Annotated in this window: 26 protein-coding genes; 6 read left to right on the top strand and 20 right to left on the bottom strand. The window is 63.2% G+C overall.

Annotated features, from left to right (window positions below):
- Window positions 1-107: 107 nt before the first annotated feature.
- The 6 genes from CAF74_RS27565 (at window position 108) to CAF74_RS27590 (ending at window position 6,485) form a co-directional block, all read left to right on the top strand.
- Window positions 108-1,454, top strand: coding sequence for a hypothetical protein (locus tag CAF74_RS27565; RefSeq protein ID WP_085748456.1), 1,347 nt, complete (start codon window positions 108-110; stop codon window positions 1,452-1,454).
- Between the two features lie 35 nt (window positions 1,455-1,489).
- Entirely contained in the window at window positions 1,490-3,724 is a 2,235-nt protein-coding gene (locus CAF74_RS27570; RefSeq protein ID WP_085748457.1) for an Ig-like domain-containing protein, read from the top strand.
- Window positions 3,725-3,794: 70 nt separating this feature from the next.
- Window positions 3,795-4,259 (top strand): curlin, encoded by a 465-nt coding sequence (locus CAF74_RS27575; protein ID WP_007956150.1) that lies wholly within the window; start codon window positions 3,795-3,797, stop codon window positions 4,257-4,259.
- A gap of 26 nt (window positions 4,260-4,285) precedes the next feature.
- Entirely contained in the window at window positions 4,286-5,737 is a 1,452-nt protein-coding gene (locus CAF74_RS27580; protein ID WP_085748458.1) for a curlin, read from the top strand.
- A 267-nt stretch (window positions 5,738-6,004) separates the two neighbouring features.
- Complete coding sequence (locus tag CAF74_RS27585) at window positions 6,005-6,211, top strand: antitoxin (protein ID WP_085748459.1); 207 nt, start codon at window positions 6,005-6,007, stop codon at window positions 6,209-6,211.
- A 28-nt stretch (window positions 6,212-6,239) separates the two neighbouring features.
- Window positions 6,240-6,485, top strand: a complete 246-nt coding sequence (locus CAF74_RS27590) for a type II toxin-antitoxin system RelE/ParE family toxin (protein ID WP_371857364.1) — start codon at window positions 6,240-6,242, stop codon at window positions 6,483-6,485.
- 80 nt (window positions 6,486-6,565) lie between these two features.
- Here the strand turns inward: CAF74_RS27590 and CAF74_RS27595 are convergent, their stop codons facing one another.
- From CAF74_RS27595 to CAF74_RS27690, 20 genes are all read right to left on the bottom strand, one after another.
- Complete coding sequence (locus tag CAF74_RS27595; RefSeq protein ID WP_085748461.1) at window positions 6,566-6,757, bottom strand: antitoxin; 192 nt, start codon at window positions 6,755-6,757, stop codon at window positions 6,566-6,568.
- A gap of 71 nt (window positions 6,758-6,828) precedes the next feature.
- Window positions 6,829-7,209 carry a DUF6124 family protein gene (locus CAF74_RS27600; RefSeq protein ID WP_085748462.1) on the bottom strand — a complete coding sequence of 127 codons (381 nt, stop codon included), beginning with the start codon at window positions 7,207-7,209 and terminating at the stop codon, window positions 6,829-6,831.
- Between the two features lie 838 nt (window positions 7,210-8,047).
- Window positions 8,048-8,908: a CsgG/HfaB family protein gene (locus CAF74_RS27605; RefSeq protein WP_085748463.1), complete on the bottom strand. Its 861-nt coding sequence runs from the start codon at window positions 8,906-8,908 to the stop codon at window positions 8,048-8,050.
- A gap of 29 nt (window positions 8,909-8,937) precedes the next feature.
- On the bottom strand, window positions 8,938-9,369 hold the full coding sequence (locus CAF74_RS27610; RefSeq protein WP_007956141.1) for a curli assembly protein CsgF: 432 nt from the start codon (window positions 9,367-9,369) through the stop codon (window positions 8,938-8,940).
- Entirely contained in the window at window positions 9,366-9,758 is a 393-nt protein-coding gene (csgE, locus tag CAF74_RS27615; RefSeq protein ID WP_085748464.1) for a curli production assembly/transport protein CsgE, read from the bottom strand. The genes CAF74_RS27610 and csgE overlap by 4 nt, the downstream gene beginning before the upstream one ends.
- Window positions 9,755-10,294, bottom strand: coding sequence for a type II secretion system protein (locus tag CAF74_RS27620; RefSeq protein WP_007956138.1), 540 nt, complete (start codon window positions 10,292-10,294; stop codon window positions 9,755-9,757). The genes csgE and CAF74_RS27620 overlap by 4 nt, the downstream gene beginning before the upstream one ends.
- The gene (locus tag CAF74_RS27625) at window positions 10,269-10,643 is read right to left on the bottom strand and encodes a type II secretion system protein (RefSeq protein WP_011333435.1); all 375 of its coding nucleotides are present in this window, start codon (window positions 10,641-10,643) and stop codon (window positions 10,269-10,271) included. The genes CAF74_RS27620 and CAF74_RS27625 overlap by 26 nt, the downstream gene beginning before the upstream one ends.
- A 5-nt stretch (window positions 10,644-10,648) precedes the next feature.
- Window positions 10,649-11,122: a type II secretion system protein gene (locus CAF74_RS27630; RefSeq protein ID WP_064378909.1), complete on the bottom strand. Its 474-nt coding sequence runs from the start codon at window positions 11,120-11,122 to the stop codon at window positions 10,649-10,651.
- 2 nt (window positions 11,123-11,124) lie between these two features.
- Window positions 11,125-12,972, bottom strand: coding sequence for a secretin N-terminal domain-containing protein (locus CAF74_RS27635; protein WP_039769039.1), 1,848 nt, complete (start codon window positions 12,970-12,972; stop codon window positions 11,125-11,127).
- A complete protein-coding gene (locus CAF74_RS27640) occupies window positions 12,969-13,487 on the bottom strand; it encodes a hypothetical protein (protein WP_085748465.1) in 519 nt (172 codons plus the stop codon). The genes CAF74_RS27635 and CAF74_RS27640 overlap by 4 nt, the downstream gene beginning before the upstream one ends.
- A complete protein-coding gene (locus tag CAF74_RS27645) occupies window positions 13,487-14,035 on the bottom strand; it encodes a GspMb/PilO family protein (protein ID WP_011333432.1) in 549 nt (182 codons plus the stop codon). Before CAF74_RS27645 ends, CAF74_RS27640 begins: the two co-directional genes overlap by 1 nt.
- Window positions 14,022-14,567, bottom strand: coding sequence for a PilN domain-containing protein (locus CAF74_RS27650; protein WP_007956129.1), 546 nt, complete (start codon window positions 14,565-14,567; stop codon window positions 14,022-14,024). The genes CAF74_RS27645 and CAF74_RS27650 overlap by 14 nt, the downstream gene beginning before the upstream one ends.
- A 1-nt stretch (window position 14,568) precedes the next feature.
- A complete protein-coding gene (locus CAF74_RS27655) occupies window positions 14,569-15,372 on the bottom strand; it encodes a hypothetical protein (RefSeq protein ID WP_085607712.1) in 804 nt (267 codons plus the stop codon).
- Window positions 15,353-17,074 carry a GspE/PulE family protein gene (locus tag CAF74_RS27660; RefSeq protein WP_085748466.1) on the bottom strand — a complete coding sequence of 574 codons (1,722 nt, stop codon included), beginning with the start codon at window positions 17,072-17,074 and terminating at the stop codon, window positions 15,353-15,355. The genes CAF74_RS27655 and CAF74_RS27660 overlap by 20 nt, the downstream gene beginning before the upstream one ends.
- A gap of 83 nt (window positions 17,075-17,157) precedes the next feature.
- Entirely contained in the window at window positions 17,158-17,691 is a 534-nt protein-coding gene (locus tag CAF74_RS27665) for a response regulator (RefSeq protein ID WP_085748467.1), read from the bottom strand.
- 236 nt (window positions 17,692-17,927) lie between these two features.
- Window positions 17,928-18,881 carry a peptidylprolyl isomerase gene (locus tag CAF74_RS27670; protein ID WP_085748468.1) on the bottom strand — a complete coding sequence of 318 codons (954 nt, stop codon included), beginning with the start codon at window positions 18,879-18,881 and terminating at the stop codon, window positions 17,928-17,930.
- Window positions 18,882-18,896: 15 nt separating this feature from the next.
- Complete coding sequence (locus tag CAF74_RS27675; protein WP_085748469.1) at window positions 18,897-20,447, bottom strand: ABC transporter substrate-binding protein; 1,551 nt, start codon at window positions 20,445-20,447, stop codon at window positions 18,897-18,899.
- 9 nt (window positions 20,448-20,456) lie between these two features.
- Window positions 20,457-21,089 (bottom strand): SCO family protein, encoded by a 633-nt coding sequence (locus CAF74_RS27680; RefSeq protein WP_085748470.1) that lies wholly within the window; start codon window positions 21,087-21,089, stop codon window positions 20,457-20,459.
- A complete protein-coding gene (locus tag CAF74_RS27685; protein ID WP_085748471.1) occupies window positions 21,086-21,736 on the bottom strand; it encodes an SCO family protein in 651 nt (216 codons plus the stop codon). Before CAF74_RS27685 ends, CAF74_RS27680 begins: the two co-directional genes overlap by 4 nt.
- A 13-nt stretch (window positions 21,737-21,749) precedes the next feature.
- On the bottom strand, window positions 21,750-23,672 hold the full coding sequence (locus CAF74_RS27690) for a YncE family protein (protein WP_085748472.1): 1,923 nt from the start codon (window positions 23,670-23,672) through the stop codon (window positions 21,750-21,752).
- Window positions 23,673-23,732 lie beyond the last annotated feature (60 nt).

Consider the following 23,732-nt stretch of genomic DNA (forward strand, 5'->3'; position numbering starts at 1 on the left):
CCACGGGCGTTTGCCGCCGTTTGGCCCGTCGTTGGTATGGAAGTTGTAAAGCCCTCTGCAACTGACCCATCCCCAAGGGGCAGGTACTTTGATAGAGGGATTAACTCATGCACCCTTTACTGTCCAAAACCGCGACCGTCCTGGTCGTGAGCGCCTTGGCCCAGGGCATTGCCCAGGCCGCTCTGTTCGCCGTCGATCCGGGTCCCTACACACCGGCCAATGGCGGTTTCGCCAGCTGGTATCAGGACAGCCACGGTCGCACCCTGGATCTGTGCCTGTCCAAAGCGCTCAGCTCCCGCGTGCCGAGCACACCCGGCGCCCCGTCGTACATGTGCTCGCTGCTGCCGACCCCCGGCGTGTTCGATGACGCGCAACCGCTCGTATTCCCCACCAACTTCCCCGATGAAGCCTTCTGGTTCACCGGAGAAACCACCGTCGTCGATGCAGCACGCGGCATCGACCTGACTTACGTCAGCGCCATCGAAGCCGCGTTCGGCGGCGGCGACCCCGCAGAGGGCGACCAGATCAGCTTCGCCCGAATCCGCATCCGGGTCGATGTGCCCACTGCCGGCACCTACGTCATCACCCACCCCTACGGCGTCGATGTATTCACCGTCGATACCCCCGGCCGGCGCGCGATCAACATGACCCGCGACATCGGCATCGGCACCCCGCAAACCTACGACGGCGCGCTCAAGGGTGACATCGGTCCGTTCCTGCGCAGCGTCAACGGGCCGTACACCGAGACCAATCCGTTGACCGGCGCGGCCGAACAGTTTGTTGGCGATCCGAACCTCAACGAAGCGGTCACCGGCAGCCCGTTCAACACCAACTACGTACGCATCGAAGGCCCGGGCGGCATCGACCTGCGCAGCACGACTTTCGCCGTGTCCGGCAAGTTGTCGACAGTAGTGCGGCCAACGCCTCTGATCACCGAGCGCAGCACCTACTCGCGCAAGCCCGGCGAAAGCGCACCAGTGGCCCAACAAGACGTGTTCGTCAAAGCCCCGCCCGCGCCGGGTACCGCCGCCATCACCAGCAGCACGCCCGTGGTGAACATGACAGAAGCCGACAGCACCGGCAGCTGGTACGCGCAATCGGCGGTCAACCCGACTTTGCCCTCCGTGCTGCAGGTGACCGCCGACAACCACCTGGCGATCGCCACCAGTTCGCCGACCACCCTGCCCATGAACCTGACCGACCTGGTGGTGATCCAGCGCGCCGAGTACAGCCTCACTTCCGGGCAATTGACCGTGGTGGCCTCGACCAGTGACGAAACCTCGCCACCGGTGCTCACCGCCACCTCCGGCACCGGCGCCACCATCGGTGCGCTGGGCGGTGATGGCGCGGTGAAAACCCTGGCCACCGGGATCACGCCGATTCCACCGGCCAAGGTTCGGGTGACGTCGTCCAACGGCGGCAGCGATACCGAAGAAGTGGTCATCGTGCAATGAACGCTCACATGCCCAGATCCGCATCAGGAGGCATCATGAACAAGTGGCCACGCTTCGCGCTCAACGCGCTCGGGCTGACAATCTCGCTGACCGGCAGTGCGTTCGCGCAACTGGCCGCCGTCGATCCCGGCCCCTACACCTTCGCCACCGGGAAATTCCCGATGTGGTATCAGGACAACAATCAACTGTCGATGGAGCTCTGCCAGTCGCGCGCCGCCAGTTCGCGGGTGCCGGTCAGCACCCCGCCGGCGTACATGTGCACTTTGCTGCCGGAACCGGGCGTGTTCGATGACAGCCTGCCGATGGTGTTCCCCGACAACTGGCCGCCGGAAGCGTTCTGGTTCCTGGCGGAAACCGCGATCCCCAACAACGGTGCCGGTTTCGGCGTGGATGCCTACGTGGCCGGGATCGAAGCGGCATTCGCTGCAGAAAACCCGGTGGACGGCGATCAGCAAAGCTTCGCGCGGATCCGCATCCGGGTGAACGTCCCGGTGGCCGGCACCTACACCATCACCCACCCGTATGGTGTTGAAACGGTCAACGTCACCACACCGGGTCGACGAGCAATCAACATCACCAAGGACGTCGGCATCGGCGCGCCGGGCAACTTCAGCGGTGCGCTCGACGGCGCCATCGGCCCATTCCTGCGCAGCATCAACGGCCCTTATACCGAAGTGAACCCGGACACCGGCGGCATCGAAACCTTCGTCGGCGACCCGAATCTCACCGAAGCGGTGACCGGCAGCCCGTTCAACACCAACTTCCTGCGGATCGATGGTCCGTCGGGCGCCGGCTCGATTCAGACCAACCTGTTCACCGTCGCCGGCAAGGTCCTCGACAATCGTCAGCAAACCCAAGTCGCCATCGACCGCGCCACCTATCGCCGGACCTCGGCCGGTGTGCGCGCCGAGGTGTTCGCCAAGGCTGACAGCAGCTCGACCCTGTGCTTCCGCGAAACCGTGGCGTTGCTGCCCGGCCCACCACCGACGCCGTGCCAGACCAGTCTGCTGGGCGACAACAACGGGTTGTTCTTCGGCCAGCGCCTGGGCACCGGCACCCTGCCGTCGGTGGTGGTCGTGACCGCGACCAACCCGGCCGGCACTACCCGTCCGACCGCCGTTTCGGCCAAGCTCACCGACGTGGTGAAAATCCAGACCGCCCGCTACAGCTGGGCCAACCACAGCCTGCTGATCGAAGCCACCTCGACAGATGAAGTCGCGGTGCCGGATATGGTTGCCCAAGGCTACGGACGTCTGTCGAAAACCGGCACGCTGCAAAAAATCACCGTGGCCGACCTGACCCAGCCTCCGGCGACCGTCACGGTCAAATCCGCCGCCGGCGGCAGCGATACCGAGCCAGTCGTAGTGGTCGGTGCAGCACCGGACACCGGTGAGAACCAGGCGCCACTGGCCAACGCCGACACCGGCAGCACCAGCTTCGGCGTGCCGATCACCCTCAGCCTGCTGACCAACGACAGCGACCCGGACAACAACGTGCCGCTGACCATCACCGCGCTGACTCAACCGGCCGCCGGCCAAGGCACCGTCGCGCTGAGCGGCACCACCTCGGTGGTCTACACCCCGCCAGCCGTGGTGACGACACCGTTGACCACGACCTTCACCTACAAGGCGCAAGACAGCAAAGGCCTGGCCTCGGCCAACCCGGCGACCGTGACGGTGACCGTCGCGCCTAACCGGCCACCGACCGCGGTCGCCGACAGCGTCGCCACCCTGGGTGTCGCGATCCCGATCAACGTCCTGGCCAACGACACCGATCCGGAAGGCAACACGCCGCTGGGCGTCGCCAGCCTGACCCAACCGCCGGCAGGACGCGGCACGGTCAGCACCGACGGCACGGTGATCACCTACACCCCACCGGCCACCGTGACCACGGCTTTCACCACGACCTTCACCTACATCGCCCGGGACAGCTTCAACGCCCAGTCGACGCCGGCAACGGTCACGGTGCAAGTGTCGCCACGGCCAGCGGCGGAAACCTTCACGATCACCACTTCGACCGTGCAGGCCCGCTCCGGCGGCCGCTTCAACTGGGACTTCGCCGGCACCTCGTCGGTGACCACCGGCAACACCATCACCGTGCAGGTCACCACCCCGACCGGGCTGGTAACGCTGGGTACCACCACGGTACCGGTGACCGGACGCTGGCGACTGACGCTGAACAACACGCTGGTCGTGCCATCAGCCAACCCGACCGCCACCATCCGCTCGTCCCAAGGCACCGTGCGGACGGTGTCGGTGACCACGCTCTGAGCCAGTGCCCCGCCTGCTTTCGGGCAGGCGGGGCAACGCTCAACGGTTAACGCCCCACAGGATATTTGCCATGAACACGCCGACCGCCGCCCTGCTTTGCCTGCTCGCCCTGTGCGTCAGTGCGGGCGTGCGCGCCGACGACCTGATGGAAAACGACGACCTGGCGCCCAACAGCGCCGATCTCGGCGAACTGCCGCCCCCCGTGGGCCAGCAAGCCCTGATCGACCAGAACGGCCAGGTCAACCTCGCGCTGCTGTCGCAAAACGGTCAGTCGCTGCTGGGCAAGATCGTGCAGTCGGGCAGCAATCAGGAGGCGTACATCCTGCAACAAGGCAGCGACCTGATGGCCTTGATCACGCAAAACGGCTCCGGCAACGCCGCTTCCATTACGCAAACCGGCAGCCACAACCGCGCGCAGATTTCGCAAAACGGCAACAACAACGACGCCAGCATCGAGCAGGCCGGCACGGGGCTGCAAAGCGCCGTGACCCAGTCGGGCAACGGCATGAGCGTTTCGGTCAAGCAATATCGCTAAGCACTGCAATCATCGGAGAGTTCATCATGTTCAAACTGACGCCCCTCACCGCCGCCATCCTGGTCATGATCAGTGCCCAGGCCATGGCCGACGACAGCCTTTCCACCCAGAGCCAGTTCGGTACGGCCAACATCGCTGATGTGAAGCAGACCCAGGCGCCGTTCAGCACCGCGACCCAAACCCAACTCGGCCAGGGCAACGACGCCGCCGCCGTGCAAGACACCGCCACCAGCGTCATCACCCAGGACGCGGTCGGTGACTACAACGCCGGTTACGCAGAGCAGCTTTTCGAAGACAACAGCACCATCACCCAACAACAGACCGGTGCCTTCAACACCGCCCACGCCAGCCAGTCCCTCGGCTTCGGCGCCGGCAACCAGGCCCTGCAACAACAGCAAGGCACCGGCAATTTCTCGTTCGTCTACCAGGACTCGCAGAACGGCAGCGAAGGCAAGACCTTCCAGTTCGGCGACAGCAACGAAGCCAACATCGAGCAACTGTACGAAGGCACCGGCAACAGCTCGGTGATCACCCAGTACGGCACCGCCAACTACGGCACCGCCGAACAGGTCCTGCACAACGGCGGCCAGATCGGCATCAACCAGGCCGGCGAAGGCAACTACGCCTACGGCGACCAGCGCAACGGCACCGGCGGCAACATCACCATCAACCAGTTCGGCAACCTCAACGGCACCGAAATCTGGCAGGACTCGCAACTGGCCAGCCAGGCCACCGTCAACCAGTACGGCGACAGCAACGAAACCGTGGTCGACCAAAGCTTCGGCGAAAACAACACCGCCGCCGTCACCCAGGTCGGCAACACCAACGCCATCTATGCCGACCAGTTCGAATCGGTCAACTCGACCCTGGCCCTGTATCAAGTCGGCAACGGCAACGTGCATTTCACCTACCAGAACGGCGACAGCCACACCCTCAACGCTACCTCGGTGGGCAACGACAACAAGGTCTACGCCAGTAACTGGAAAGGCCCGCAACATGGCGGCCAGTTCGGCAGCAACCAGCGCGCCACGGTCAATCAGACCGGCAACGGCAACATCGCCAGCTTCACCCAGGACGGCATCGGCCAGATCATGACCACCAATCAGACCGGCACTGGCAACAAAACCACGGTCAGCCAGGCGGATTCCTACAACGAGCTGTACTTCGATCAGAACGGCAGCGACAACATCCTCATCGCCGACCAACGCGGCACCACCAACCTGGTTCAAGGCTCATCGAACGGCTCGGGCAACAGCGCCGAATTCGACCAGTCCGGCACCGGCAACCAGGCGTACACCGCGCAGCTGTATGGCAGCGACAACATGATCACCGTGAAACAGGCGGACACCATGAACGTGGCATATGTAACCCAGGGCGGCACCGGGAACATTGCCAATGTGGATCAGAGCGGGATGACGCAGACCGCGAATATTCAGCAGTTCGGGTCGGCTAACCAGGCGACGGTTTTGCAGCAGTAAGTGTTGGGTGTTGGAAAACCGCGATCTTGAGGTCGCGGTTTTTTTTGCGCTGACGCTTGAGTGGCGTCCTACGGAAAACGGAACGTTTTCAGAAATTCGGGGAGTTTTCTGACGAATTCTGGCGGTTGGCCGTCGGAAGTGCAGGCTCTAGGATTTGCCGGGACAACTTGATCCCCATGGAGCTTGGCCCACATGCAATTCATCCAGACAGCGACGACAGCGATACCGTTACCGAATAGACTTCCAGGCACCAAACCCGGAGGTTCCATGATCGACCCGTCCTTGATCGACCCACTGTGCCCGGTTGTTTCGGATCTTGATCCTGAGGAACAGGCTGCGAGTTATGACCGTTGGTTTCGGGCCGAAGTACAGGCCTCTCTCGATGATCCGCGTCCGAATATTTCGCATGACCAGGTGATGGCTGAGATACATGCCTTGCTCAAGGCAAAAGACAATGGTTTCGAGGTCGATTGAGTGGAGGCCCGAAGCACGGGCCAAGCTGATGCTAATTATCGACTTCATAACAGAAAGACATCCGAGAGCAGCCAGAGAGCTCGTCAGGGCGATTGGAAAAGCTGCATCCAACCTTCTGGAACATCGTCGCCTCTATCGAACCGGTCGGATCCCGGGCACTCGAGAAGCTGTTGTACATTCGAGTTATCTAATCATCTATCGGGTAACTGATCGAATAGAAATCGTGAACGTACTGCACACGCGTCAGGAGTACCCGCGACGTCGTTTTTTCTAGTACGTTGCTCGCTCCGTTCCAAACAAAAACCGCGCTCCTGTCAGGGATCGCGGTTTTTTCGTATTGCCGCTGCGAGAGCCTCACCCCGCCTCATGCTTTCTTCGTTTGTCCTCCATCAGGGCCGACATATCAGCCATCACCTGCTCATTCGGAATGCTGGGTCGTGGGTCATCGATTGAAGCCTGTATTTTGGCAATCAACCAGCGGTCGTAGCTGGCGGCCTGCTCTTCGCTTTCGAAGTCTGAAATGATTGGGGAGATCAGGGGATCCATGGTGGCTCCGGATTGAGAGTGAAAAACGCGACCCGTTTTTGGGTCGCGTTTTTTATTGGGGATGTGCTGGATCAGCCCTTCAGTTCGACGTGATCCAAGGCCTGATTCACGGCCAGTTCACCCAGCATGAGGATCTGCGCGATGCCCAGGGCGGTCTTGCGGTGGGCGGGGTCGAGGGTGGCGGCGAAGTTGTTGAGCATTTCGCTGGCCGAGCCCAGGGACTCGCTGGCGTTGGCGAGCAGGGATTCGGTGTTGTAGGCCGGGTTGGCGAGGTACATCGGGGCGGGTTCGTTGACGCTGCCCATGATGTGGGCGCCGGGGCAGAGGTAATGATCGAGGGCGCGTTCGGCGGCTTCGTGGAGTTTTTTCGAGTTGACGGAGGTGTATGGGGAGGTTGGGTCGGTTTCGGGGTTGGCTTGGGTTTCGGGTGGGTTGGGTGTTGGTTTGAACATGGTGAATCTCCGATCCTGAAATGAAGCTGGCCCATTCGGTTTCCGAACGAAGGGGTGGCAGCTGTACGCAGGCTGGAAACCCGGGGAACGGAGAACCCGGTTGACCCGAAGGTCTCCCGCGCACAGCCGCCATAACGGAGTGCACACTTTTCAAGGTGCGCAAGCATACGTTATGAAAAGCGCTTGTGCGCTCGGTTCTAGTCGGGGTTTCCAATCCCGATCGCTGAATTGGCAGCGACCGAAACAGGCTAGAGCCCGCGCTTCCGACGGACAACCTGAAAACCTTGTGGGAAGGTTCGGTGTATTCAGACACGTTTTTAAACAGACTTCAGGACGCTGGCCCTCACCCCAGCCCTCTCCCGGGGGGAGAGGGAGCCGACCGAGTTGTTCATTCGAGTTACATCGACCTCAACCATCGAGTTGAACTCAAGCTTTCAAAACAAAAAATCAAAACCAAACCCACCTACACAATCTGCGCCCTCACCAAACCAAACAATGAGCGTTAGCTCGAGTACCGCTCTTGACGTGCCGGCCCCATCGGAAGGCTGAGTGGAGGGATTCATCCGGGGGTGGGAGCGAAGCGACCGTTTGGCGAAGCCAAACACATCGAGAGGAGGTGCAGCGAAGCAAACCGGAGGCGATGCCCCCGGATGAATCCCGGAGCGAAGGAACCCCGAGCCCCAGCGAGGGGCCGAACGCCGGGGCCAAGCCTTTTGCTTACTTTTTGGCGTTTGAAAAAGTGAGCCGCTGTAAGAGCGGAACCGCCAGCGGCAACACCCGAAGAAACGGATATTCACCCAACCCAACAAGAACCTGGTCGGCCCGAAGGCCGCCACGTTCACTCCGCATCCGGATCAATCTTGTTCTGAGTCAGGTACCGATTCAAAACATCATCCTGACCCGGGGTAGAAGCATCCCCCGCCACCTGCCACAACCGCCGCTCAATCCCCTGCGCCACCATATGCCCCACCGCCGCCTCAATCGCCGACAACACACACAACTGCGCCGGCTCATTGGTCGTATACCCGACCTCAGCCTCAAGCAACTTCTTGAACTCGATAAACTTGAAAATCCCCGCACTGCGCGCCACCGAATAAATCGTCTTGCTGGTCATCACATTCGCCAACACCTGCCCGCTACGCACATCCACCGCACGCAAATTCACCGTCACCTGATCCACCCGATACTCGCGGGAAAGATCGATCCCCAGATACCGCGCCCCTTCCCCACCGCTGCGCACGTTGGTGTCATAAGCGATGATCCCGCCCTCGAGCATCATGTTCGCCGCCTGCAACGGCGGCAGCTCGCCCTGAATGTTGACCGGCGTATTCGGCTTCTTCTGCGACGCGCGAATGATCTTGCGTTCAGTCAGCAGGTTCTGCAGCCCTTCACGTTCCAGCACCACAAACCAGCCGCTGGCCTGCATGGCGTCCATCAACATTGACGCCGCGCCCTGGGTGACGCTGGTGGAAAAGGAGCTGGCCGGGGTCGGTTTGTACTGCCCCGTCTGGTCACGGAAGCCGTACACCACCGCCATCAGCCGGCCCTTGGGTCGCGGCATTTTCAGCAAGTCGTAGTAGGTCGAGGCCCTGGGGGTCAGGGTCGGGGTATCGGTGTCCTGCTCGGCCGGCATCGGCTCGCGCAGACTGCACCCTTGTAATGCTGCCAACATCAGCCCTAGCGCAATTATTTTTTTCATGTCCATCACTCCCCGGAACCGTCATCCCGTCATGGGTTGAGGCCGTTCACCTGAATTTCGGAAACTTCGCCGCTCGCTCGGTCGGTCACCTCGATCGTGAGAGCCCCCGAGTCATCAACGACGTTGACGATAAAAGCGTCGGTGGACAGGCTCCCCGTGTTGCCGGTGGAGATGTTGTCCAGCAGTTGCCCCAGCAACCGTGACTGCAATTGACTGGTGAACCGTTCAAGTGCCGAAGTGCCGGCCACCGTCGAGCGTTTCTTGAGGTCCGGATCGTCGTGGTCGTTTTGCGCCTGGGCGTTGTTGAGCAGCCAGGTGCCGTTGAGCGGGTTGCCGCCGAACGACGGGTTGACCGGCGTGTAGACCAGTTCGGTGGCCTGGACGGCAGCGGCGCTGGCAAGCCCGATCAACAACCCCGAGATCCAGAATCCGCTGCGCCGTGAGAACGTTGTCGTGTTCATAGTTCGTCCTTCTCAAGGTCGGTGGTGTCCTGCAACAAGGCTTCCAGCTTGCGCCGGACGACCTCCAGTCGAACCGAGTCGGCGGCCTCGTAGGCCTCGTCCTTCAGTTCCACGGTGTTCGGCGGCAGGAAGCGCCGATACACCAGGCGTTGTTGATACTCGACGGTCACAAGGCTCCCCCAGCGCGCGTCGGGGCGCTCGCGCACCACCAGGTTGAAATCCATGCGGCTGGTGTCGCGCAGGCGCTCGCTGAACGAGTAGTAAAAGTCGTGGCCGATGTGCGAGATCGTGTCGTCGACGATGAAGCCCATCATTTCGTCTTCCTCGCCGGCGCTGGCGAAAGACGCCACAGCCGTGAGGATCAACGCGCACCACCATTTCCGGCTCATGGCTGCAACGCCTGCGGCAGCGCTGACTGGCCTTTTGCAGGACCGTTGGTGCCATCAAGAAAGGCTTTCTCGGCCACGAACTGCCAGTCCGAATAACGCTGCATGCCTTCGAAATCCGACCACTGCGACGGGAAGTCCGCCTGCTTCAACGGCACCTCGGTGGAGGCACTGTTGATGCCGGTAATGCGTCCGTCGAAACCCCGCTGCAGGGCCCATTCGCCGCCGCCGATCGGGTCCGGGTAGAGCTGGCGCAGATGGTGGCGGGCTTCCGGAAAACGTTCGTCCTGCAACAGGTCGACCAGCTCTTTCGGGTACTGCGCCAGGCCAGGCGAACTGCGGTAGTAGCTGCGCAGCGCCTGGGCGTACTGGGTGCCGACCCACAGCAGTTGCTTCTCGCGATCGCGGCGCGACACGGTCGACCACAACTCGCCGGCACTGGCCAGGCCCATGCCCATGATCACGATCAGGAACAGCACGCCCAGGTAGGTGAACCCACCCTGCTCCACGTGCTTACCACTCGGAATACTGGCTGCCATCACGCGCCCTCCCGGTAGCTCCGCTCTTGATGTCGGCGACGCCGCCCGCCACACCGTCCGGTGGAGCGATCAGCACCCATTGGTCATTGCGTTCGGTGATCGGGTCCAGCGGCGCGTTGCGCAGGTAACGCATCTCCACCAGTTGCTCGATGGAATCGGGATAGCGCCCGGTGTCGCCGTAGTAGTGATCCAGCGCCTCGCGCATGGCCGACAGGCTCTGGTGCAACGTGGTCTCTTTGGAGGCCTCGAGGCTGTTGAAGTAGCGTGGCAAGGCGATGGTCATCAGGGTCGCGATGATCGCCATCACCACCATCAGCTCGAGCAAGGTAAAACCCTTCTCCCGGCGCATGAGAATCACCACTCGCGGTACGCGATGCCGTTGAGGCCACGGCCCCTGGCAAGGGAGTAGACGTCGAACACGTCTTCGCCATCGCGCGGGTTCTGGGCCGAACTGTTGTAGGCCCGCAGGCCCCAACCGCCGTTGTCGTCACGTTTGGCCGGCACCAGCGGATCCCGCGGTATCCGGCGCAGAAAGTAGAACTTCGCCCCCTTGGCACTGCGCACGTCGCGCACGCCTTCGACCAGCACTTTCAGGTTCGGCGGATAGCCGCTGCTGTTCAGGGATTTCTCGATGTAGCCGGCATCGAAGGCACGCTTGTAGGCGTCGATGCCATCGCGAATCTGATACAGCGCGGTGCGCAGTTCCTGCTCCTTGCCACGCCGTACCAGGGTCTCGGTCAGCGGCGCGGCCATGCCGGCCAGCAGGCCGATCAGGGCCAGCGTCACCACGACTTCGATCAAGGTAAAACCGCGTTGGGAGGCGTTCATGATCAAGGCTTCTCGACGGTTACACGGGTGGTGGCCACGGCCGCTTCACCGACTGCACGAGGCTGCGCGGCAGGCGCTGGCATGGTGTAGTTCTGCGAACGGTCCGGCGCCTGGATGTGCATGCTGGTTTCGGTGCCGGTCGGGAACTCCATGTCCGACGGGCTCTGGTACGGCAGGTTGCGCACGATCCGTGGGGTGATCGAGAGCACCAGTTCCGATTTGCCGATGGTGTCCTTGTTGCTGCCGAACAACCGGCCCAGACCCGGAATGTCGCCGAGGCCCGGGATCTTGTTGCCGGTGGCGCCGTGGTCGTTGCGCATCAGGCCGGCGAGGATCTGGGTTTCGCCGTCATGCAGGCGCAGTGAAGTCTGGGCGTTGCGGGTGTCGACCTGCACCGGGATCGTCCCTTGGCGAGTCGGCTCCAGCGGCGTGGCGTTACTCACTTCCAGAGCAATCTTGATTGCCACTTCGTTGTTCAGGTGCACGGTCGGTTGCACTTCGAGCTTCAGACCGACGTCGAGGTAGGTGACGCTTTCGGTGATCACCGGGCCTTGAGTCGAAGGCACCGAGGTGGCGCTGATGATCGGCACGCGCTGACCGATGTGGATGCGCGCCTGTTCGCGGTTGCTGACGCGGATCACCGGGCTGGCCAGGGTGTTGATGTCGTTGTCCTGCGCATTGATCTTGGCTTGCGGCGACGGCGAGATCGAAATCCGGCTGGAGTTGATGCCCTTCAGTTGATCGAGAATGGTCACCGCCGAACCGTCGCTGTTGACCACGCCGAAGGTGTTCGGCCATTGCAGACCCAAGTCGAGAATCCGCTGGGTGGCAACTTCCATCACTTCCACTTCCAGCACCACTTCGGGGTTGGACTGGTCTTGCGATTGCAGGAGTTTCTCGGCCATGCGCACGGCGTCTTCGGTGTCGCGCATGGTCAGGGTGTTCAGGCGTTCGTCGACGAACACGTCGCGGGTCTTGAGCATGGTCTTGATCATGTTCAGCGCGGTGTTGGCGTCGATGCTGGTCAGGTAGAAGGTGCGCATCACCAGCTCTTGGTAATCCTTCAGCTTCTGCGGCGAGTCCGGAAAGATCAGCAAGGTGTTTTCGTTCACCACTTTCTGGTGCAGTTGGTTCTGTTGCAACAGCAGTTGCACGGCGTCTTCGATGCGCACGTCACGCACGAAGATCGTGGCTTTCATGTCCGGACGCAGGTCCTTGTCGAAGATGAAATTCAGGCCGGCAACCTGCGACAGCACTTCGAAAATGGTCTTGAGGTTGGCGTCGCGAAATTCCAGGGTCACCGGGCGATCGAGCCGGGTGCGCAGTTGCGGGTACTGGATCACGTTGCGGCTCTGCACCAGACGGATGTTGCCTTGCAGCTCCAGCGCGCCATCGTTTTTCGGGTCGAGTTCGAGGATCTGTTTGACCTGACGGTCGGCGCCGTAGATGTCGCCCCGGCGCAGGTCGCCACGGGCCAGTTCCAGCTTCTCGTCCATGCTGCGCAGGTAGTCGAGCTGGCGCAGGGCATCCTGGGCGCGGCGGTTGTTCGGCTCGATGGTCAGCACCCGGCTGTAGGCGGTGCGGGCCGAAGCGAAATCGCGACGGGCGCGGTCGGTGTCGCCGGAGGTCAGCAGCGCGGTGATCGCCTTGGCCCGGCCGCTGTTGAGCAGCAGGTGCAGCTCGGTGTCGCGCGGATTTTCCCGCAAGCCTTCCTCGATCCGGGCCAGGCCCGCCTCGTACTGCCCCTGATCGATCAGGTCGGCGGCTTCCTTGTTGGCGACCTGCGCGGAACTGCACGCGGCCAGCCCGGCACACAGGCCGAGGCTCATCAGCAAACGGGATCTGTTCATTGCGTACTCCCCACAGACAAGGTCTGCGACAAATGCAAAGGCAGGTAGACCAGGCTCAGTTCCACATCGGAAATCGCCGCAATCTTCCAGGTGTCGTCGATCACATCCCCGCTGCGCACGACGTAGATTTTCTCGCCGTCCTGCAAGAACACCTGCAGGTCGCTGCGGTCATGCAGCCTGCCGACGAACTGAAACGGCACCGGTGGCAGGCTCGGGGCTTGCACCACCGGGGTCGGGTTGATCGCTTGTTCGGTGACCGTCGCCAGGGTCGGCGCGGCCTTCCAGGATTTGCTCGCAAACAGGTCGCCGGCCGGGCTCAGGTCCTTGATCGGCGCTGCATTCGCCTTGGCGCTGCTGGCGGGCAAGGCGCCACGGGCGGTGGCTTTCGTCGGGCTGGCCACGGCGACTTCGGTCGAATCCGCCTCGTCGCTCGGCGAGAAATATTCCGGCAACCAGGCCAGCGCCGCCGCCACGCCGAAGAACGCCACCCAGCCGGTTATGCGTTTGGTGTCCATCACGACCTCGACAGGTAGAGGGTCATACGGATCCGGCCGCTGAGGTCGGTGTCGGCAATCTTCTTGCGTTGAAACTCGACGTCTTCCACCACCACCGCCGGCAACTGGCCGAGCAAGGCGTGCAGGAAACGGCGCAGCTGCGGATAGCTGCCGCGCACCGGCAACAGGATCTGGTAGCGCGCCAGATGGGTCTTGGGATCGACGCCGAGGGCGTATTCGCCGCGCGCCAGGGTGATGTGTTCCTGCGCGGCCAGGGCGTAGATGCGGTCGATGGCGACAGTGGCTTGCGGCTGGGCCGGCAGCTTGTTGCGAAAATCATCCAGCTGACGTTGCGGCACCACGGGCGGCGCGATGCTGCCGTCCTCGACCTTGGCCAGGTACTCGGTGGCTTCCTGGGTTTGCTGGCTGAGCTGTTGCAGCGATTGCCAGCCCGGCAGCAAGCCGCCGAGTGCCCAGGCCAGCGTGACCAGCAGCAGTGCCAGACCGGCCAGGCCCGGAACGCCGAGGCCTTGCAGGTATTCGTGAACGATCAGTCTAGGGATTCGCATCGCCTATCTCCCAGGTCGCCGACAGGTTGAATTGCACCGGTTGCTCCGGCGATTTGACGACGATTTCGTGGCTCAGCAGCGACACGTCGGACAGCTCGTCACTGGCCTCCAGCCGTTTGTGGAAATCCAGCATCGCTTGCAGATCGCGGGCTTCGGCGCTGATCCGTACCTGGCCCTTGCGCGCATCCGGGGTCAGGGTCAGCAAGGCGATGTCGTCGCGCGGCATGGCTTCGAGCATGGCGAACAGGCGTTCCCAGGGCCGGCGCAGTTGCTGCGAGACCTTGCGCATTTCGGCGAGGTTCTGCGCCTGCTCGCGGGTTTCCGCCGGGCTCAGCGTTGTCTTGCTGCCGCTGTCGCCGGTGAGTTGGCGCTGGGTGTGCTGCAGGTGACCCTGCTGTTGTTCGGCCTGATCGCCGAGGTGCTGTTGCACGCCGAAGCACACCAGCGCGAGCAACACACCGCCGCCGAGCAGGCTCCAGCCCAACGGGCCGGAACGCGGACGTGGCTGGAAGTCGAGGTTCAAGGCGCGCATGTCAGGCCACCGCCCGGGACATGACGTACAAGGCGTCACGCACGGTCATCGAGTTGTCTTCGAGGGTGCGCAGGTGCACCCCCGCCACATCCGGTTGCGCATCGAGGCGCGCCGGGGCGTGCAGATAAACGTTGAAGGCGCGTTCGCTGGTGGAGGCTTGCAGTTGCCGTTCGCGACCGATCAACGCGCTGAGTGCCGCATCGCTGTCGCTGCCGCCCACCGAACGCACCGACGACCAGCGCCCTTCCCTTGCCAGCAGCAACACGCTGCGTTGCGGTTCGGCGACGATGAACAGGAAGTCGCCGGCATCGAGGCTTTTGTCGAAGCGGTTGAACGCAGTCATCAGGTACGGCTGCACCGAACGCAGGCGCAGACCGCGCCCCGTAACCAGCGTGCGCAGGCGTTCCAGCAAATCCTGCGGCAAGGCACTGGCGATCCGGTCATGCCCGGCCGGCTCGGCCGACAGCACCAGGCTCCACGGTTGGGTCGGTGCGCCGAACAGGTCTTCGAAGCACAGTTGGGCGAAGCCGCGCAGTTCGTCAGGGCTGCTGATCTGCTCGCTCCACGGCACCAGGCAGAAACGGCTGAAGTGGCCGGAGATCACCACGCTCAGCTCGGCACCGGCACGGGTGTGTTCGCCGAGCAGACGGTCGAGGGTGTCCAGCGCCACCGCGTAGCTCTGAAAGCCTTCGTCGATGTAGCCGACGCTGCCCAGCCACAGGGTGTCGCTGCCCCGGCGCTGGCCGAGGCCGACACCGCTGGCGCCGAGCACGGCGATGAATTGATCACGCGATAAAAGTGACACGATTGATCTCCTCCAGCGTGGTCCGACCGTGCTCCACCAGCTCCAACGCCGATTCGCGCAACAGGCGCAAACCACGGGCGCAGGCCAGGGCTTTGATCTGGGTGATGGGTTGGCGCTCGACGATCATTTGCCGCAGCTCGTCGTCCAGGTGCAGCAGCTCGGCAATCGCCGTGCGGCCGCGATAGCCGCTGCCCCGGCAGTGGCCGCAGCCCTTGCCGTGGACGAAGTGGTAGTGATCGACTTTCTGTGGGTCGAGGCCCGAAGCGCGCAGCTCTTCATCGCTCGGGTTGACCGGCGTGCTGCAACTGCTGCACACCAGCCGGATCAGACGCTGGGCAAGAATCGCGTTGAGCGCCGAGACCAGGCTGTAGGGGTCGATTTCCATCTGGGTAAAACGACCGATCACGTCGAACACGTTGTTGGCGTGGATGGTGGTGAATACGAGGTGACCGGTGAGCGCCGATTGCACGGCGATCTGCGCGGTGTCCGGGTCGCGGATCTCGCCGACCATGATCTTGTCCGGGTCGTGACGCAGGATCGAGCGCAGGCCACGGGCGAAGGTCAGGCCTTTTTTCTCGTTGACCGGGATTTGCAGCACGCCGGGCAGCTGATATTCCACCGGGTCTTCGATGGTGATGATCTTGTCCACGCCGTGGTTGATCTCGGTGATCATCGCGTACAGCGTGGTGGTCTTGCCGCTGCCGGTGGGGCCGGTCACCAGCACCATGCCGTAGGGTTCGGCGGCGAGGCGACGCAACTGGCGCAGGGTTTCGTCTTCAAAGCCCAGCGCTTGCAGTTGCACGCCGCAGACCTTGTCGGCCAGGTCCTGTTTGTCCAGCACCCGCAGCACCGCGTCTTCACCGAAGATGCTCGGCATGATCGACACCCGGAAGTCGATCTGCCGGCCGCTGATGCCGATCTTGAAGCGACCGTCCTGGGGCACGCGTTTTTCGCCGATGTCCAGCTCGGCCATGACCTTGACCCGCGAAATCACCTGCTCGGCGAACTCGCTGCCCTGGATCTTGCCGATGTTGTTCAGCACGCCGTCGATCCGGTACTTGATCACCAGGCCCTGGCCGGTGGTGCCGAGGTGGATGTCGCTGGCGTGCATTTTCAGCGCGTCGTACAGGGTCGAGTTGACCAGTTTCACCACCACGCTCGAGTCTTCGCTGATGCTGGTCAGCGACAGGCTTTGCAGGGTGTCGGTCTCGCTGCCGGCGTCGGTCTGGGCGTTGAGCGATTCGACCGCGTGGAAGCTTTCTTCGTGGCGGGCCAGATAGGCCTTGAGGTCATCGGCGTGCACCAGATACAGCGGCGCGCCGTGCAGGCATTCGTCGATCCAGGCCAGGCGCGCGGTGTCGAAGGGGTCGGCGAACACGCCGATGACTTCGTCGTTGTGGCGCAGCAGGATGAATTCACGTTTGAGGCATTGCGCGAGGGTGACCCGGTCGAACACCGGGCTCGCCAGAAACAGCGTGTCGGTGTCGAGCACCGGGTAATGCAGGGTGGCGCCGAGGCTGGCAATGAACGGCATCGGCGCCAGTTCACAGAGCACGGCCAGTGCGTCGAGCACCCGTTCCCCGGACGTGGTGGCCCGTGCCCGGGCCTGGGCCAGTTGCTCACTGGAAAAGCGTGGCGGGGTCTGTGCCTCCTGTGGAGGATTGACCGACAGCGGTTCGACGACAACGGACAGACGATCCATGGCTTGCTCTCCAACACCCGGGGCTTGAGGCCCTGACGGCGCGGGAGGCGAATTCGGCGAGTGCCGGAACGTCTATCGCGCCATTACTCCCCGGTGAGCATTTGATCGTCGTCCGGTGCCATGACCTCCGACCGGTTTCGTCGGCGGTCCGCCAGCACCCAACTGCCATCGTACAACTGCAACGGGAAGCTCTCGGTCCTGCTCTGGCGTCGTTCGACAAAGCCTTCGGATGGGCTCGCACCGGGTTTCGCTTCGCGCTGGATCCCCAGAAGGTCGCAGACAGCTCGGGCAAGTTCCGCCAAAGGAAACGGTTTGAACAGGATGTGACTGACCCCCAGTTGCCGCGCCCGCTCACAGACTTCAGCGGTCGGGTGACCCGTTATCAGCACGAAATGACACGTCCTGTTCTGGCGGACCGCGTCGAGCACCTCGAACCCTTCCATATCGGGCAAGCGGTAATCGAACACCAGCACGTCGGGGGCGAAAGTCTCGGCCTGGCCGATTCCCTCTGCGCCGTCATGTGCAATCCGGACTTCCAGCCCTTGCGCCGACAGATAATCCTGAAGGTTCTGTGCAAGCAGCTGTTCGTCTTCGACAACCAGTACTTTGTTAACCAAGGTGGACTCCCTGAAACCTCAAGTGCCGGCAATTGAAATTCAATGACCCGAACCTGCTGGAGTGCGCCTCACAAGAGGTAACGCACACTTCATGCCAGGCTGAATGCCGGTAATTTTTTGTCTTCATGTCCTTGAATTGAATGGAAATGCCCGCTCGTCCCGGTACCCCGTTCCCCAGAAACGGGGAAGCACCTGAATGGGCATCGAAGCCATTCCCCACTATTGGGGGGGAACCTTCAGTCGTCGTCAATTCGTTCGATCCTGTTCTCTGCCCGTAATTGCGCGAGCACCTGACGACGAGCCTGGGTCTGTTGCTGTCGGGCGAGGTACGCCCTGACTGTTTCCAGCCCTTGCTCCTCTGGGACATCGGCCGCCTCCTTGTGGTTCTCGACAAAGATCAAATGCCAGCCGAACGGTGTGCGCACCGCTTCGCTGACTTCACCAGGCTTGAGGGCAAACGCCGCCGTTTCAAACGCCGGCACCATTTGCCCACGGGCGAAATACCCCAGGTCCCCGCCCTGGCTGGCGGTGACATCTTCCGATCCCGATTGCGCGACGCTAGCAAAGGTTTGCCCCCCTACGATAGCTGCGCGCAACTCTTCTAAGCGTAGCCGCGCCGCTTCAACCGTGGCGGCATCGGCATCGCCGGCAACCTTGATCAGAATGTGCCGGGCCTGCACCTGCTCCGGCGCGCCCATTTCAGCGCGGTGTTCCTCAAAAAACGCCCGCACCGTTTGCTCGTCCGGGGCCTGGACTTTAGTCAGTTCGGCAAACATCCGCTGCGCCGCCAGCTCACGATGGGTGTACTCGGTGAACGAGGCTTCGTCGAAACCGGCGTCCTGCAAACGCTGGTGGAATTTGTCGGTGCCACCGATGGCGGTACGAGTCCGTTCGACCTGGTCGCGCACCGTTTGCTCATTGATCTTCACCCCGCGCTTGCGCGATTCCTGCCAGAGCAGTTCCTTGTCGATCAACGTGTCCAGCGCGGCCTGACGCAGTTGCTTATAGGCCTTGGGGTTGCGAATACTCGCCACGGCGCGGCCCTGATCTTCCAGGTACTCGGCAAAAAAACGTTCCAGGCGAAACTCGGAAATCGCCTCGCCGTTGACCCGCGCAGCCACCGGTTCATTGTTCGCCATTCCCACCGACAACCAGCCTGTCAGCAGCCAACACAGGGTTTTGAGCTTCATGATCAGGGCCTCCGGTCAGGGCGTGGCAATAATCGGTTTGTAGGGAGCGACCAGATAAAAACGCTGGTCGGGCAAGTCAACGGTGACCACGTGCGCCCCGCTCAGGCCCAATCGTCGGCCAGGGCCGAAGCTCAGGCGCGGGGTCAGGCCGGTGTCGAAGTCGTGCAGGCCTTCGAGCGCCGCCACCAGTTTTTCGCGGCTGGCATCGCGGCCGGCCTGCTTCATGCCTTCGCTGAACAACAGCATCGAGGCGTAGGCGCCGACTTGCAGCACCGCGTGCTGGGCGCCGAGGCCTTGATGCTCGCGCAACAGCGTCAGCGCCATGCGCCCGGCCTGGGTCCAGTCGCTGGGCACGAACGGATACGCCAGAAACACCCGCCGGGAAAAACCCTCCGGCACCTGCAACAAATCCCCCGCCACCTGGCTCGACGCAGCAAACAGGTACGGCACCTGCCCGGCATTCTGCAATCCGGCCGCCAGCCGACTGAAACCTCCGCCGCTACCGAGGTAGAACACTGAGCGCGAGCCCAGCGGCAAGCTGTCCGCCGCCGGGTCGTAGGCCTGCAGATGGACTTTTTCCCAGCCGTGATCCTGTAGATATTGGCCGAGGACCTGTGCCGCCAGCACCTGGGCCGGGTCATCGGGATAGGCAATCAGCGTCGGCCCTTGCAGCACTCGCAAACTGGCGGTGGCGTAATCGGCCAGCGCGATCAGTTGCTCGCGCAGGCCCGGCAGCGGCTCGAAAATCTGTGGGCTGGCCTGCACCGGGCCGAGCAACGACAGGGCCCCGATCAGCGGCACGCCGGACTGCTCCAGACGAGGCGCCAGTTCGCTGTCCAGCGCCGGGGCCAGCGGTGCAATCAGGGCAAAGACTTGCTCTTCCTCGATCAGCCGTTGCAGGGCCTGTTCGGCGCTGGCGCGATCCGGGCCGGGATCGGCCACGGTCAGGCGCAACTGCCGACCGTGAATGCCGCCGGCCTGATTGATCCGCGCAACGCTGCCGTTGAGCACCGCCGCGATGGTAGCGCCCTCCTCGGCCAGTGGCCCCTGGCTGGGCAGCAAGGTGCCCAAATGCAAGGTCTGGTCATCGAGCCCCGGATCGCGGTCATCGGCCAGGCGTTTGAGGTAAGCCGTGAGATTGCGCTGATCCTTCATCGACAACAGGAAGCGCGGCATGCTCGGGTCGAGGCGATTGTTGCCGGGGTCGCGGCCCTGCTGGATCACCCGCGCCAGACTGCTGTCGGTGTAGGCCGGGTAGTTGCGGCCATTGATCTGTTGCTGACCGTGGATGCTGGTCAGCCGCGACCAGTTCAGTTCCGGCGGACGCACCCCGCCTTCGGGTCGGCCGAGACCATCGGCGCCGTGGCAGTTGGCGCACGGCAGGCTGGTGGCCGGCAGCAACACGTCCGCCGCGCCGACCCGCGCCATGATCGGCTCGCCGCTGGCGGACAGGCCTTCGCGGTACAGGCGCTTGCCGGCGCTTTCTTCATCGGTCAGCGGCAACGCGGCCGCGCCGAGGCTGACGCCAGCGAGCAGGATCAGGGCGAGGACGCGGCCGAGGTTCATGGCGCGGACTCAGCGGCCGGCCACGGGCATTGTCAGCAGCTGCAAGCGCTGGGCAATGGCGGCGGCCGGGGCGTCGGGACGGATTTTGCTCCAGCGTTTGTTGGCCACATCGCCGACGATCAACTGGGTCGAGTGCTGCTCGGGCGTCGGCACGATCTGACCGATGCGGCCCAGCACCAGGTCCATCTGCGCCTTGTCGCCGGTGAGGAAAAGCCAGTGAGGGTCATCGGCGCCCTGCTTCAAGGTGTAAGCCTTGAGCACCGCCGGCGTATCGCGCAGCGGATCACTGGTAAGGGAAATGAAGGTGATGCCGTCGGCCTTGTCGCCCAGCAACTCGCGGACTTCCTTGAGCTTGCGGGTGATCAGCGGGCAGGCGTCATTGCAACTGGTGAAAATCACGTTGAGCAGCACCACGCGGTTGTGCAGTGCATCGCTGTAGAAACGCTGGACGTCGCCGTTCTGATCCAGCAGCGGCGTGTCGGTGAACCAGGTTTTCGCGTCGTGGGTGCCTTTGACCGGTGCGGGCGCAGCGCTGGTCGTTGTCGTTGCCGGTGCCGGTTGTTCGTGGCCTTCGTGGGCCAGGGCCATGGCGCTGAAAATCCAGAAACACACCGTCAGGGTGATCCAGTCCAGGGTTCTCATGGTTGTTGCTCCATGGCAATCGCGGTGTGTTTGGCGTGGGTGCGCAGGCCGCTGAGTTTCTCGACTTCCTTGGCCAGCAGTGCCGGGTCGGTGAAGCCGTAATAGCGCGTCCAGTGGCGGCTGTTGCCGTCACCGACGAGGATCAGCGGCTGGTGATTCTTGACGTCGCCGCTGAAACTGCCGAGGCCCTTGAGGGTGGCGGTGATCGATTGCGGCGAACCGGTGAGCCAGCTCCAGCCCGGGCCTTTCTGGAAGGTGCGGGCGTAATCCTGCAAGCGTTTCGGGTCGTCGCGCTGCGGGTCGATGCTGATCGACACCAGCTGCACTTCCGCGCCGACCCGGGCACCGAGCTGTTTCTGCACCTTGCCCATGATCGACGAGACCACCGGGCAAACCGTGGTGCAGCTGGTGTAGATGAAACTCATGACGACGATCTTGTTGTGCACCAGATCCTGTTCCAGGTGCACGGTCTTGCCGTTCTGGTCGAGCAGCGGCACGTCGGCGAACTTGACCTGGGCGTGCTCCTGGCTGTTGGCGGCCGGTGCGGTGTGGCCGGCATGCTCGTCCGCCGAGTGGGCGCTGGCCTGCTGGATACCGACGGCCAACAGGCACAGGGTCAGCAGGCCACGGGATGCAAATCGGTTCATGGTCTTTTCCTCATCACTGAGTCTGGCCGGGCAGCACCCGGACACTGGCAAATGTCTTGTCGTCGAAACCCGCGCCCAGCGAGGCCGCGCGCACGTGCAGGTACCAGGCGCCGCTGCGGTCGAGGGTCACCGGCGCTTCGTACACGCCGTCGGCGACTTCCCGTGCGGCCACTTCACGGGGCCGGGAAGTCGGCGCGAGGAAGTAACGCAACTGCACGTCGGTCACGCCGCTGCGCTGGATCTTCTGTTTGCCCTGGACGATGCGAAAGCGCACCACGTAGGGGTCGTTGAGGGCCACGGCGGTCTTGTCCAACAAGAACTCGACTTTTGCCGCGCCCAGGTGTTTTTCCGGCGCGCCGTCGGACGCCACCTGCGCGGTGAAGCAATGAATGATGTTCGGCTGGTTGAGCAGGAACGCCACGTCGAAGCGCCCCGCCGCCGGCAATTTCACTCGGGCGCTGTACAGCCCCGGCGACACTTCGCGCAGGCTGCGGTCGATCACCAGCGCGGCGCGGGCGATTTGCCCCCGGTTGGGGTAACCGGACATTGGCGCGTTCATGCCTTCGGCGTAGAAATAGGTGGTGTTGTCCACCGGGTTGACCACGAACACCGCGTTGTCATCGCGCGATACCGCGAGGCTCGACGCCAGCGGCAGATCCCCGGCCAGCCGTGGCGGCTGCGGCCCGGCTTCGAAACCCTGAGTAATCGGCTGACGCCCTTCGCCCAGCGAAGACAGGTTGATCATGGTGACTTTTGGCGAGGCCAGTCCGCGCACGTAGGCATAGGCCTGGGTGAACACCACTTGATAGGGTTCGGCTGAAACCTCCAGATCATGGATCGCCGAATCGTTGGCCGCGTCGATCACCGTGGCGCGGTTTTCCAGCGTGTTCAGCACCACGCCAAAACGGCCGTCGGCGCTGAAGTCCATCGGGCCGAGGCCCTGCTGCAGCTTGATCACCCGGCGTACGGCGCGGCTGTTGCTGTCGATCACGGTGACGGTGCCGTCCTTGCCGTCGGCCACGTACACCGCGCCGGACAGCGGCGAGTACGCCACCGACAACGGGCTGGAGCCGGTCTTGACCTGTTGCACCAGGCTCAGGCTGGCGACGTCGATGACGCTCAGGGTGCCGTCGTCGCGGTTGCTGACGAAGGCGAAACGGCTGTCCTTGCTGAACGTGATCTCGTGGTGGCCGCGCCCGGTCGCCAGGTGTTTCAGCGGTTTGAGGCTCTGGGTGTCGATCACCGTAACGCCGGACTCTTCAGCCTTGCTCGCGTTGTTGCCGACCCACAGCAGACGCTCGTCCGGTTGCAGCGCGACCCGCACCGGTTGGCTGCCGGCGGCCACCGAGTCGAGCACCTTGAATTGCTCGCTGTCGATCACCGCCACTTCCCCCGCCGTCGGCATCGACACGAAGACCTTTTTGTTGTCCCTGGGCGTGACCCAGTCCATCGGCGACTGCTTGAGTTCGATCCGCGCCAGGGTGCTGGTGATACCGCCGACCGAGACTGACGGATCGACCACCGAAACGCTGGCATCGCGGTTCATCACCAGCAGGAAATAGCTGTTGAGGTCGAGCAGCGGCCGCGCGCCGATGTTGGATTTGAGGAACATACCGACCCGCGACTTGCAGCTCTGGTCACGGCCCTGGGCCTGATCGGCGGCGACGGCTTGCGGATCGATCCACGCCCCCGGCGCCACACCGGACAACGGCTGGCCGGACGCACCGTCGGTGACGCGAAACTGCACGTCGGCGAACTCGCCCTCACGCAACTGACCGTCGCTGGCCAGCGGCTTCAGATCGAAGGCGATCGACACGCCGTCGCGGGTCAGCACCTGGCCTGCGCCGGTTTGCGCCAGGGCAATCTCGCTCAGCGTGAGCAGTGCGCCGGCCATCGCCAGCAGGCAGACGCCGATGATGTTGATGATCCTGTTCATGTCGCTCTCCCCTGACACATTTTCCGAAACACCGCCGTCCCCTGTGGGAGCTGGCTTGCC

Source organism: Pseudomonas sp. R45(2017) (genome assembly GCF_002112305.1).
Classification (GTDB): Bacteria; Pseudomonadota; Gammaproteobacteria; order Pseudomonadales; family Pseudomonadaceae; genus Aquipseudomonas; species Aquipseudomonas paraglycinae.